This is a genomic window from Arthrobacter sp. 10T413_2 (assembly GCF_056394205.1).
Genome location: NZ_JBFTHK010000127.1, coordinates 1 through 12,345 on the forward strand (window position 1 = coordinate 1; position 12,345 = coordinate 12,345).

Annotated in this window: 11 protein-coding genes; 7 read left to right on the plus strand and 4 right to left on the minus strand. The window is 68.6% G+C overall.

The window, feature by feature from the left end; genetic code table 11:
• Positions 1–44: 44 nt before the first annotated feature.
• Complete coding sequence (locus tag AC1DBQ_RS16960) at positions 45–221, plus strand: hypothetical protein (protein WP_476929622.1); 177 nt, start codon at positions 45–47, stop codon at positions 219–221.
• 46 nt (positions 222–267) lie between these two features.
• Here AC1DBQ_RS16960 and AC1DBQ_RS16965 read toward each other — a convergent pair whose 3' ends face one another.
• On the minus strand, positions 268–1,632 hold the full coding sequence (locus AC1DBQ_RS16965) for an 8-oxoguanine deaminase (RefSeq protein WP_476929623.1): 1,365 nt from the start codon (positions 1,630–1,632) through the stop codon (positions 268–270).
• Between the two features lie 375 nt (positions 1,633–2,007).
• Here AC1DBQ_RS16965 and AC1DBQ_RS16970 point away from each other — a divergent pair, with 375 nt between their 5' ends.
• The 5 genes from AC1DBQ_RS16970 to AC1DBQ_RS16990 all read left to right on the plus strand — a co-directional run bounded on the left by AC1DBQ_RS16970 (position 2,008) and on the right by AC1DBQ_RS16990 (position 8,834).
• Positions 2,008–2,502 carry a nucleoside deaminase gene (locus AC1DBQ_RS16970; protein WP_476929624.1) on the plus strand — a complete coding sequence of 165 codons (495 nt, stop codon included), beginning with the start codon at positions 2,008–2,010 and terminating at the stop codon, positions 2,500–2,502.
• Between the two features lie 72 nt (positions 2,503–2,574).
• Positions 2,575–3,942, plus strand: coding sequence for an XdhC family protein (locus AC1DBQ_RS16975; RefSeq protein WP_476929625.1), 1,368 nt, complete (start codon positions 2,575–2,577; stop codon positions 3,940–3,942).
• On the plus strand, positions 3,933–4,940 hold the full coding sequence (locus tag AC1DBQ_RS16980; protein WP_476929626.1) for an FAD binding domain-containing protein: 1,008 nt from the start codon (positions 3,933–3,935) through the stop codon (positions 4,938–4,940). The genes AC1DBQ_RS16975 and AC1DBQ_RS16980 overlap by 10 nt, the downstream gene beginning before the upstream one ends.
• 2 nt (positions 4,941–4,942) lie before the next feature.
• Positions 4,943–7,843 (plus strand): molybdopterin-dependent oxidoreductase, encoded by a 2,901-nt coding sequence (locus AC1DBQ_RS16985; protein ID WP_476929627.1) that lies wholly within the window; start codon positions 4,943–4,945, stop codon positions 7,841–7,843.
• A 7-nt stretch (positions 7,844–7,850) separates the two neighbouring features.
• Positions 7,851–8,834, plus strand: a complete 984-nt coding sequence (locus AC1DBQ_RS16990; protein WP_476929632.1) for an aldo/keto reductase — start codon at positions 7,851–7,853, stop codon at positions 8,832–8,834.
• Positions 8,835–8,859: 25 nt separating this feature from the next.
• On the opposite strand, the gene AC1DBQ_RS16995 is transcribed toward AC1DBQ_RS16990, so the two are convergent.
• Positions 8,860–9,384 (minus strand): DUF488 domain-containing protein, encoded by a 525-nt coding sequence (locus AC1DBQ_RS16995; RefSeq protein ID WP_476929628.1) that lies wholly within the window; start codon positions 9,382–9,384, stop codon positions 8,860–8,862.
• Positions 9,385–9,479: 95 nt separating this feature from the next.
• Between AC1DBQ_RS16995 and AC1DBQ_RS17000 the strand changes: the two genes are divergently transcribed.
• Positions 9,480–10,124 carry a uracil-DNA glycosylase gene (locus AC1DBQ_RS17000; RefSeq protein ID WP_476929629.1) on the plus strand — a complete coding sequence of 215 codons (645 nt, stop codon included), beginning with the start codon at positions 9,480–9,482 and terminating at the stop codon, positions 10,122–10,124.
• A gap of 95 nt (positions 10,125–10,219) precedes the next feature.
• Here AC1DBQ_RS17000 and nboR read toward each other — a convergent pair whose 3' ends face one another.
• Positions 10,220–10,828 (minus strand): nicotine blue oxidoreductase, encoded by a 609-nt coding sequence (nboR, locus tag AC1DBQ_RS17005; RefSeq protein ID WP_476929630.1) that lies wholly within the window; start codon positions 10,826–10,828, stop codon positions 10,220–10,222.
• Between the two features lie 35 nt (positions 10,829–10,863).
• Positions 10,864–12,345: transketolase-like TK C-terminal-containing protein (locus AC1DBQ_RS17010; protein ID WP_476929631.1), on the minus strand; the 1,482-nt coding region annotated here is incomplete at its 5' end.

Consider the following 12,345-nt stretch of genomic DNA (forward strand, 5'->3'; position numbering starts at 1 on the left):
GCCCTTGAGGGACTGGGGGCCGCGCCGGGAACGAGGAGGAACCGATGGACCCGCAGGATAAKGGCGCTGCCGCTGATTTTCCGGCCGCCGGCCAAGATGTGTACCTGCCGTTCGGCGGCACAGACCCGGACTTCTACATCCCGGCCGACCATGAGCGGAAATCCGGCGGCATCTCCCGCTGGTTCCGGATGCTGCCTGTGTTCGGACGCCGGCGCCCCTGACGCTGTCCCGTCCGGCCGCGCTTCGGTGTCCGTCCGGCTAGTTTCCCTAGCCGCCCACTAGTTTCCGCGCGGCCGCCGAGTGCTCCGCGATGAGCCCGGCGATATCCAGCCCTGGAATCTGCCCGTCGACCACGCGCCACTGGCCACCCACCATGACGCGGTCGGCCCGGTCCGCCCCGCAGAGCAAGAGCGCGGCCAGCGGGTCGTGGCTGCCGGAGAACCGCAGTTCGTCAAGCCGGAAGAGGGCCAGGTCGGCCTGCATCCCGGGCGCCAGTTGGCCCAGGTCCGGCCGGCCGAGGGCCGCGGCCGACCCCCGGGTGGCCCACCCCAGGGCCCGTTCCACCGGCACCTGGGCGCCGTACCGCAGGCGCTGCAGATACAGTGCCTGCCGCGCCTCAAGGATCATGTTTGAGGCATCGTTCGACGCCGAACCATCCACGCCCAGTCCCACCGGGACGCCGGCATCCTCAAGCTCAATCACCCGAGCGGTGCCCGATGCCAGCCGCATATTGGAGGTGGCGCAATGTGCGACGGCGGTCCCTGCGGCTCCCAGCGCCGCAATCTCGGCGTCGCTGAAGTGAATGCCGTGCCCCAGCCAGGTCCTGCCGCTGAGCCAGCCGACACTGTCCAGGTACTCCACAGTGCGCAGTCCGAATTTMTCCCGGCAGAACTCCTCCTCATCCAGCGTCTCGGCGAGATGGKTGTGGAGCCGGACATCCAGACGCTCGGCCATGGCGGCGCTGTCGGACATGATCTCCTGCGTCACGGAAAACGGTGAACACGGGGCGAGGGCTATCTGGATGACGGCGCCGTCGCCCCGTTCGTGGTACTCGCCGATGAGCCTCTCGCTGTCCGTCAGGATGACGTCCGCCGCCTGCACGGTGGACTGCGGCGGCAGGCCTCCGTCGTCCTCCCCGAGGGTCATCGACCCCCGGGTGAGGGTCGCCCGCATTCCCAGCCTCCGGACCGCGCGGACCTCGATGTCGATGGCGTCTTCCAGGCCGGAGGGGAAGAGGTAGTGGTGGTCCGCGGCCGTGGTGCAGCCGGAAAGCAGGAGTTCTGCCAGGGCAACGGTGGCTGCCAGCTCCAGGTCCCGGGGGGTGAGCCGCGCCCATACCGGATATAGCTTCTGCAGCCACGGGAACAAGGGGGCATTTGCCACCGGGCCCCAGGCTCGGGTGAGCGTCTGGTAGAAGTGGTGATGGGTGTTGATCAGACCGGGCAGCAGGACGTGGTTGCCGGCGTCGAACGTTTCCTGGCACGGTGCCGACGGCTGCTGGCCGGCGGCCAGAACTTCGACGATGATTCCGCCGCTCACCACGATTCCGCCCGAGGCGTCGAGGGCGTTGGCGGTGAAAGCTCCAAGGGGATTGCGGATCCAAAGGCGGGAGCCGGAGGGGCGCGTGGGCATGGCAGGTTTCCTGTCTGAGCGTAGGGACGAAGGCCAGCTCAGTGTGGGCCTGTCTGCTGATCMAGGCGTCCGGCTCAAGGCGCCGGTTGGAGATCAGGCTAGGTTGGCGGAGGCGTGCCCGTCAACAGTGCGCAGTGTGAAAACTCGGAAATCAGAATTTCACATCACGAAACCAAGATTCCAAAAATACATGGCGCAGCTCACGTTTCGCTGCTAGTCTGGATTTTGCCAAAGGCGGGCCCCGGTCTCCGGAGAAGCTATCTACCAGGCGCAAGTACACCTTCAAAAGCACGCGCTGAAGCCTGGTAACCGTCGCGACTGGTCATTGCGTCCCATTCGTCGGACCGGCTTCCACAGCACAAAGGGAGCCGCATCATGAGCGCCACCGCCACAGCCMAGGCATATCTGGCCAGGTCCATTGAGCTGGCCACGGCCAACGTCCTGAACAACGGCGGACCGTTCGGTGCCGTCGTTGTCACCGCGGACGGACAGGCGTTCGACGGCGTCAACCGCGTCACCGCCCTGAACGACCCCACCGCGCACGCCGAAGTCACCGCGATCCGCCGCGCGTGCAGCGAACTTGGCACCTTCGCCCTCACMGGAGCCATCCTTTACAGCAGCTGTGAGCCCTGCCCCATGTGCTTGGCGTCCGCGCTGTGGGCGCGGGTTTCGCGGGTGGTCTTCGCCGCGGACCGGCATGACGCCGCGTCCGTGGGTTTCGACGACGCCGTGTTCTATGAATTCTTCGAAAACGACCAGCGCGACGCCCTGATGCCTGTGGGCAAACTGGAACTTCACGAMCCGCAGGCGCCGGCCGTCCTGGAACCCTTCACAACATGGAATGCCCTTGATTCCCGAATTGACTACTAAGGTCCTTCCACCGGCCCATGACGGGCACAAGAATATGGACATCATCGCCGCACCGGGAAAGAGGGGGCAGCAATGCTGGAACTGATGCCGTCATTGCAGGAATGGCAGGCCGCCGTCAGCGGGCAGCGGTGCGCCGTGGCCACAGTGGTAGGGGCGGCAGGTTCCGTTCCCCGGCCGCTCGGAACGTCCATGATTGTGTCCGAGGCCGGCGAGGTCCTGGGCAGCCTGTCGGGCGGCTGCGTCGAAGGTGCCGTGGTGGAGTCGGCGTTGGAGGCCATGCGCGACGGCGGCACCCGCCGTGAAGTTTTCGGCTACAGCGCCGAAGACGCGTTCGCCGCCGGGCTCACCTGCGGCGGCGAACTGGAAATCCACATCGAACCGCTGGGTACGGAACCAGGCACCTTGCAGCGTGAAAGCCTGGCCGCCCTTGGAGCCCGCGGACCCGCAATGCCTGTGGCACTGATCCGCAGGGTCGACGCGCACGGCGGCGGCGCCGTCGTTATCCCGGAGCCCGCCGCCTACCAGGCCGAAACCTGCCCCGAGCTGGCCCTGCTGCTGGGCCTGTCCGGCGGGGGCGGCCCGGCGGGCCGCGCGCTCGTGCAGGCCGCAGCCGCCCAGCTGGAGCCGCTGCTGCGCCGGGGACRGACCGGCCTGGTCCGGCTCGCCCCGCAGGACGGCTGCCTGTCCGGCCCCGCAGCCGAGCGGGCCTCCGGACCGGCGGCTGGCGTCCGGGAGGCTCCGGCCACGAACAACGAGCCTATAACCCTCTTGGTGCAGAGCCGGCGCCCGCCGGCACGGCTGCTGATCTTCGGCGCCAACGACTTCGGCGCGGCGCTGCTGCCGGCCGCCAAGCTACTCGGATACGACGTGACGCTCTGTGATGCCCGCCCGGCCTTCGCGGCCCAGGACAGGTTCGCCGGCGCCGACCAGGTGGTCACCGCGTGGCCCCACCGCTACCTCGCGCAGGAAGCCGCGGCGCGAAGGATCGACGCCCGAACCGTGGTCTGCATCCTCACACACGACCCCAAGTTCGACATTCCGCTGCTTGAAACCGCTCTGGGACTCGAGGTGGCCTATATAGGTGCGATGGGATCGCGGCGCAGCCACCAGCAGCGGGCCGATTCCCTCCTCGCCGCCGGGGTGCCCGCCGGGGAGCTGTCCCGGCTGCATTCGCCGATCGGCCTCGACCTCGGAGCCGTCACGCCGGCCGAGGTGGCAGTCTCCATCATGGCGGAGGTCCTGGCGCGCCGCGGACACGGCCCGGACCGCGGCGGCACAGCTTCGGCCGGAATGTCCCGGTCAAATAGTCCCTCGGCCCAGTGCATGTCCCTGAAGGACGGTGCGGGTCCGATCCACCACCGGGGCGGCKGCTCCGCGGCCCCGCAAGCCGCAACCCTGACCCGCTCACCCCGGCAGCACCAGGAGACACGATGGATATGAACACCATCGAAGCGGTGGTCCGCACCGGGGATCCCGGCGAGTGGCGCATCGGGGATGCCTGGCTGGCCGGCGGCACCGTCCTGTTCTCTTACGGCAGCTTCGCCTTCGGCAAGGAGCCGCTCCGGCGGCTGCTGGACCTCAGCGCCACCAACTGGCCCGCCCTCACGGTGACCGACTCGGGCATCGAGATCGCGGCCACGTGCACGGTTGCACAACTGTACGCACTCCCGGATTCGGACGCGCTGGCCCTTGTTGCAGGGAGGAACCGGGGGGAAGTGGTCCCCCGCGCAGCCGCCTGGCCGGCCTTGGACCTGATCCGTCCCTGCTGCGACTCCTTTGTGGCCTCCTTCAAGGTCTGGAACATGTCCACAGTGGGCGGCAACCTGTGCACCTCGCTGCCGGCCGGCCCCATGATCTCGCTTTGTGCCGCGCTCGACGGCACGGYCACCATTTTCGGCCCCGGCGGCGTCGGCCCCGGCGGCGCCAGCCGCACCGTGCCGGTGGCCGAGTTCGTTACGGGGGACGCGAAGAACTGTCTGGCCGCCGGCGAGCTCCTCCGCAGCATCCACCTCCCGGCGTCGGTCCTGTCCTCAAGGGTGGCCTTCCGCCGGTTGTCTCTGAGCAACCTGGGGCGGTCCGGCGTGCTGTTGATCGGACGGTCCGACGCCGACGGCACACTGGTCCTGACCGTCACGGCGGCCACCAAACGGCCCGTGCAGCTGCGCATCACGGCGGCCCGGGGAGCAGGCCCATCGGCGGCGGCCCTGGCCGCCGCCCTCGAGGCTGCGATCCCGGACGTGCTCTATCACGATGACATCCACGGGCTGCCGGCCTGGCGGAAGGACATGACGTACCGGCTCGCAGAGGAAATCCGKGCGGAGCTGGCTGCGCCTGAAGGGGTTGCCCCGGCCCGAGTCTCCGGCGACTTCTGGCCGCCAAGGCGCACTCCCGGCCCCACCGCGCCAACACCGGAACAGCCACAGCAGGAAGGGCGCTGATCATGGCCAACGACACCAGCCKCACCGACAGCAGCCGCATCGTTGTCAACGGGACTGCGGCAGCGGACAGCCCGCGGCCGGGCCAGTGCCTCCGGACGTTCCTGCGGGAACAGGGCGCCCTCGGCGTCAAGAAGGGCTGCGACGGCGGCGACTGCGGGGCCTGCACGGTCCACGTGGACGGAACCCCGGTGCACAGCTGCATCTACCCGGCCGTCCGGGCAGAGGGACGAGCCGTCTCCACGATCGAAGGGCTGGCTGCCACCTGTGACCCCGGCGGACCTGACACTCCCGGCGGCGGCGCCGCCCGGACCGCCGCACTCCACCCGATGCAGCAGCAGTTCCTGGACCGGCAGGGCTTCCAGTGCGGTTTCTRCACGGCGGGCATGGTGATGACGGCGGCCACCTTCGACGACGAGCAGAAGGCGAACCTGCCGCGGAACCTCAAGGGCAACCTGTGCCGCTGCACCGGCTACCGCGCCATCGAGGACGCCGTCTGCGGGCCGGAGGGGCACCCCGACGCCGCAGGTCCGGGATCCGGGGTCGCCGGACCAAGCCAGCCGGCACCGCGTCCCGGACAAATGGGCGATGACGTTCCGGCACCCGCCAGCCTCGCCGTCGTCACGGGACAGGCCCGCTACACCCTGGACGTCCCCGCCGACGAAATGCCCGGACTCCTGCACCTGAAACTGCTGCGCTCCCCGCACGCCCACGCCCGGGTGGTCGCCATCGATAAGTCCGCAGCGTTGCAGGTCCCCGGAGTCGTGGCCGTCCTCACCCATGAGGACGCCCCGGCACAGCTGTTTTCCACGGMTCAGCACGAGCACTACACCGACGACCCGGATGACACCCGGGTCCTCGACGACGTCGTGCGGTTCATCGGGCAAAAGGTCGCCGCCGTCGTAGCTGTTTCTGTTGCCGCGGCGGAAGTCGGAGTCCGCGCCCTGGCCGTTGAATACGAGGTCCTGCAGGCCGTCTTCACTCCCGAAGACGCGATGCACCCGGGAGCGCCGGCGATCCACGGGKACAAGGACGCCCTCGCAGCCCGCATCGGCAGGCCGGAGCAGAACGTCGTGGCCGAACTGCACTCCGAGCTGGGTGACGTCGCCGCGTCCTTCGCCACCGCGGACTTCATCCACGAGCAGACCTACCGGACCCAGCGGGTTCAGCACACCGCACTGGAGACCCACGCCGCCATCGCCTCGATCGATGACGATGGACGGCTGCAGGTCCGCACCTCCAGCCAGGTGCCCYTCCTGGTCCGGCGCACCCTGGGCCGCGTCTTCGGCCTGCCGGAAGAACGGATCCGGGTGGTGGCCGGCCGCGTTGGCGGCGGCTTCGGCGGGAAGCAGGAAGTCCTCACCGAGGACATCGTGGCCCTCGCCGCGCTGAAACTGCGACGCCCGGTGCAGCTTGAGTTCACCCGCACCGAGCAGTTCACGGCCGCCACCACCCGGCACCCGTTCACTATCCACCTCAAGGCCGCCGCCAGCAACGAGGGCAAACTGACGGCGCTGCAACTGGACGTGCTGACCAACGCCGGCGCCTATGGCAACCATTCCGTGGGCGTGATGTTCCACGGCTGTGGCGAATCCCTGGCCGTGTACAACTGCGCCAACAAGAAAGTGGATGCCCACGCCGTGTATACCAACACGGTGCCGTCCGGCGCGTTCCGCGGCTACGGGCTGAGCCAGGTAATCTTCGCCATCGAATCCGGCATGGACGAGCTCGCGGCCGGGATCGGCATGGACCCCATGGAATTCCGCCGCCGCAACATGGTCCGCGAGGGCGACGACATGCTCTCCACCCAGCCTGACCCCGAAGAGGACGTGCTTTACGGCAGCTACGGCCTGGACCAGTGCACCCGGCTGGTGCAGGATGCTCTGGACCGCGGCCGGGAACGCTACCGGGCCGCCGGACTCGAGGACCTCGGCCCGGGCTGGGTCACGGGGGAGGGCTCCGCCCTGTCCATGATCGACACCGTCCCGCCGCGCGGCCACTTTGCCCACTCACGGCTCCGGCTCCTGCCCGACGGGACCTACGCCGCCGCCGTCGGGACKGCCGAATTCGGCAACGGCACCACCACCGTCCACGCCCAGCTCGCCGCCTCCGCCCTGTCCACCACCGCCGCCCGCGTCACTGTGCGGCAGTCCGACACCGACCTCGTCGACCACGACTCCGGTGCGTTCGGCTCGGCAGGCACCGTGGTGGCCGGGAAGGCCACCCTCGCCGCCGCCGAGGACCTCGCCGTGCGCATCCGCGCCTTCGCCGCCGGACTCCGGCAGATCCCCGCCGCCGGATGCGTGCTGGAGACGGACGCCGTAGTCTGCGAGGGAACCCGGGTGCCGCTGACGGAAATTTACGACGCCGCCGAACGCGCCGGCGTCGAACTCGCCGCCGAGGGCCATTGGGGCGGAACGCCGCGCTCCGTGGCGTTCAACGTCCAGGGTTTCCGGGTGGCCGTGAACACCGGGACCGGTGAGCTGCGGATCCTGCAAAGCGTCCAGGCGGCCGACGCCGGCGTGGTGGTCAACCCGCGCCAGTGCCGCGGCCAGATCGAAGGCGGCATCGCGCAGGCCCTGGGCGCCGCGCTGTACGAGGAAGTCAGGGTGGACGACGCCGGCCGGGTCACCACGGACATCCTCCGGCAGTACCACATCCCCTCCTTCGCTGACGTGCCGCGCAGCGAGGTGTACTTCGCCGACACCAGCGACAAACTGGGCCCGCTCGGCGCCAAGTCCATGAGCGAGAGCCCCTTCAACCCGGTGGCGCCGGCGCTCGCGAACGCCATTCGGAACGCCACCGGCCTACGGTTCTCCGAGCTGCCCATCTCCCGCGACAAGATCTACCTGGGCCTGAAGGAAGCCGGGCTKGTCCCCTCCCTCGACAGCCCTGACGGCCTATAGTCGGATGATGGAACAGCGAATGTTGGGCAAGACCGGACGGAACGTGTCGATCGTCGGGTTGGGGACCTGGCAGCTTGGCGCGGACTGGGGCAACGTGGACCCCGCGCAGGCGCAGGCCGTTCTCGCCGCCGCGGCGGAAGCCGGCGTCACCTTCTTCGACACCGCCGACGTTTACGGCGACGGGCGCAGCGAGCAGGCCATCGGAACGTTCCTGGCGGACAACCCCGGTCTGGACATCACCGTGGCCACCAAGATGGGCCGGCGGGTGGAACAGGCGCCGGAAAACTACAACCTGGCCAACTTCCGCGAATGGACGGACCGCTCCCGGCGGAACCTGGGGATGGACTGCCTGGATCTGGTCCAGCTGCATTGCCCGCCCACCGCCGTGTACAGCAGCGCCGAAGTCTACGACGCACTGGACACCCTCGTGGCCGACGGYGCCATCCGGAACTACGGCGTCAGCGTCGAGCGCACCGACGAGGCGCTGGAAGCCATCCGTCACCCGGGCACGGCCACCGTGCAGATCATCTTCAACGCCTTCCGGCTCAAGCCCCTGGATGAGGTTCTTCCCGCCGCACAGGCAGCCGGTGTGGGCATCATTGCCCGCGTGCCGCTCGCTTCCGGGCTGCTTTCCGGCAAGTACACCAAGGACACGTCCTTCGCGGAGAACGACCACCGGAACTACAACCGCACCGGCTCCGCCTTCGACGTCGGGGAGACCTTCTCCGGTGTGGACTTTGAACAGGGCCTCAAAGCAGTGGCTGAGTTCGAGGAACTGGTGCCCGACGGCGTCAGCACCGCCCAGGCCGCGATTGCCTGGATCGCGGCGCAGGACGGCGTCAGCACGGTGATCCCGGGGGCCCGGAACGTAGACCAGGCGCGCTCCAACGCCGCCGCCGCGGGCGTCAGCGGCATTGACGCAACTTTCGACGTCGGCGTCCGGGAAATCTATGACCGCTACTTCCGCGAATCGATCCACCCCCGCTGGTAGCAGCTCTTGTATGGACAGTCACGGATTAGCCTTCCGGATACCACACCCGCACTCCCTCAACGCGTGCGAAGGGRGTCAGGGTGTGGGGTTTGGCAGACTTTTCCGTCATGATGTCCAGCACCCCGACATTCCGGACCAGGAGCGCGTCACCGATCAGAGAGCGGTGGCAGCGCCACGGGACGGCTTCGGMGCACATGACCGCCAAATTGTTGGTYCGCCCGCGTTCCATCAGCTGGGCGATGGCCGCTGCAAATTCCTCGGTCTGCATGTAGTCGGCGTACCCCCGGAACGACGCGTTTCGCCAAGCACCGTTGGTACTGTCTTTCTTGGGGTGCCGCAGCCCGCCGAGGGATTCCATCCGCCGGTAGGTGATTCCATTGGCACGCACGCTCGCGGCCAGGGCGTCCCCATTGAACTGCGGATTGTGCCGCGACTTCGGGACGGTGCGGACATCGATCAGCTTCTTGACGCCGTGCGCCTTCAGGATGCCGATGAATTCGTCGATGGGATGAGTGGAGTGCCCCACCGTGAAGATGGTCATGTCCGTCATGTCCCTATGCTAAGGCGGCAAGGAAGCCCATGCCGGCGGCGAAGCGGGCCGGATATTCTGATTGACCTACCAGCTGTTAACGGAACGGGCATGGAATGACTGCATCCTCCATCAATGCCTTCATTGACCGGCTCGCTTCGGTGGAAACAGGGCCCTGGTGCAACAACTTCTTCGATCACGCCATCCCGGGGAACGCGCAGCGCCGGCAGAACCTGGGTCTCTATCTGCAGGAGATGCTGGACCGCTCCCCTCAGGTGTTGCTGGTGGGTGAGGCGCCCGGTTTCCGGGGCATGCGGATCACCGGCGTGCCCTTCACCAACCGCGCCATGTTGGAGGGGCCCGCCGACGGCTTCGGGCTCTTCGGGCCGGGAAAGGGCTACGTGCTGCCGGCGGAGGCCGCCGGGGTCGCAGCGGAGCCGACCGCAACGGTGATGTGGGAAGTCCTGGCCGAGCTGGACTTCCTTCCCCTGTTATGGAGCGCCTGCCCGTGGCATACCCACATGCCAGGTCGGCCGCTGTCCAACCGCACCCCGACATCCGCCGAAGCAGCCCTCGGAACCCCGTTTTGGCAGGCGCTGACAGAGCTGTTTCCCATCGAAACCGTGGTGGCGGTGGGCAATGTGGCGCACCGCAGCCTGCAGCGGAGCGGCCTGGACGCGCCGAAGATCAGGCATCCTGCCCACGGCGGCCGGTCCGGATTCAAACGCGGCCTGCAGGAGCTGCTGGGCACCTCCGGCTAAGACCAACGCGGGGTCAGGCACGCCCATGCTGTGGGGTTTCTTGGGCMGTATCTGACTGTGAGGGTTGTGGTGGGCGCCGGCGGCTGTGCCTGACCTCAATCGAGCAAGTGCAGCTGGTCCGGGGTGTCGAGGTCCTCACCGCCGGAGAAGTCACTGCAATCCACCAGATCAACCAGGTCCGGGTGGGCCTGCAGGAAGACACGCGCCCCGGCGTCGCCGGTCGCCGTTTCCGCGGCCGCAGCGCGAAGACTGGCATCCAGGAGCAGCGGATGCCCCCGCCGCAGCTTGCCCTGCGGGCCGCGGTAGGCGGCCGCCGTCACCCGGCCCGGCCGGTGGGCCRCCAGCAGCCGGGCGACGGTCCCGGCGCTCAGGCCGGGCTGGTCCACGAGCGCCATGAGCACGTGATCCTCCGGAGCCGCCGCGGCAACCCCGGCMCGGAAGGAGCTGCCCATCCCGGACTCCCAGTCCGGGTTTTCGATGACCTTGTGCCGGCTGAGGTCGGTGGCGGCGCGGACCGTTGCCGCGTCCGCGCCGAGCACTGTCACCACTTCCCGGCAGCCGCCCTGCAGCAGCACGTCAGCGAGCACTTCGACGAGCTTGCGGCCGCGGAACCGGAGCAGCGCCTTGGGGCCGAGCCCCAGCCGCGTGCCGGCGCCTGCGGCAAGCAGCACCGCCGTCGTGCCCGGTGCTCCGCTGTCGCTCATCTGCCCACCCTAACGCGCGCCCCCTGACGCCATGCTCAGGCGTCGCCGCCCGCTCCGCCGGTGGTCCCGGCGTTGACGTCCAGGAGTTTGTAGCGGTCCATGCCGTACGACGGCGCKCCCTCCTCGACGTCGCCCCTCGCCGCGAGCAGCTGCAGGGTCTTCACCACGATCGAGTGGGTGTCGTTCTTGAAGTAGCGGCGTKCCGCGGCGCGGGTGTCGGAGAAGCCGAAGCCGTCCGCGCCGAGCGAGGCGAACTGGTGCGGGAGGAACTGGCGGATCTGGTCCGGCACGGCCTTCATGTAGTCGGTCACTGCCACGATCGGACCGGTCGCGTCCGCGAGCTGCTGGGCCACGAACGGGACGCGGGCGGGCTGGCCGGGGTTGAGGAAGGCTTCTTCCTCGGCGGCGAGCCCGTCGCGGCGCAGTTCGTTCCAGGACGTCACGGACCACACATCGGCGGAGACGCCCCAGTCCTCGGCGAGGATCCGCTGGGCTTCGAGGGCCCAGGGGACGGACACGCCGGAGGCGAGGATCTGGCTCTTCGGCCCGGCCACCTCCGACGCCGACACCCGGTAGATGCCCTTCAACACACCGTTGACGTCGAGGTTCTCGGGTTCGGCCGGCTGGAAGATCGGCTCGTTGTAGACCGTGATGTAGTACATCAGGTTCCGGTCTTCGGAGTCGGGTCCATACATCCGCTCCAGGCCGTCGCGCATGATCACGCCGATCTCGTAGCCGTACGCGGGGTCGTAGGTGAGGACGGCCGGGTTGGTCGAGGCCAGGATGGGGGAGTGGCCGTCGGCGTGCTGCAGGCCTTCACCGGTCAGGGTGGTGCGGCCGGCCGTGGCGCCGATGATGAACCCGCGGGTCATCTGGTCCGCGGCGGCCCAGAAGGAGTCGCCGGTGCGCTGGAAACCGAACATCGAGTAGAACACGTAGATCGGCACGAGCGGCTCGCCGTGCGTGGCGTACGAGGTGCCCGCGGCCGTGAACGCGGCCACGGCCCCGGCTTCATTGATGCCCGGGTGGATCAGCTGGCCCTGGGCTGATTCCTTGTAGGCCAGGACAAGGTCCCGGTCCACGGAGAGATAGCCCYGGCCGTCCGGGTTGTAGATCTTTGCCGAGGGGAAGAACGCGTCCATGCCGAAGGTCCGGGATTCGTCCGGAACGATCGGGACAATGCGGTGTCCGAACTTCTTGTCCCGGAGCAGGTCCTTGAGCAGGCGCACAAAGGTCATGGTGGTGGCGGCCCGTTGCTTGCCCGAGCCGCGCTTGGCCACTTCATAGGTTTTGGGGTCGGGAAGCTCCACGGGTGCGTGGTCCGGCCGGCGTTCGGGGACGAAGCCGCCGAGGGCTTGGCGGCGTTCCATGAGGTACTGGATTTCGGGGGCGTCCGGGCCGGGGTGGTAGTACGGGGGCCGGTAGGGGTCGGCTTCGAGCTKGTCGTCGGAGATGGGGATGCGCAGGTGGTCGCGGAAGGCTTTCAGGTCCGCGAGGGTGAGCTTCTTCATCTGGTG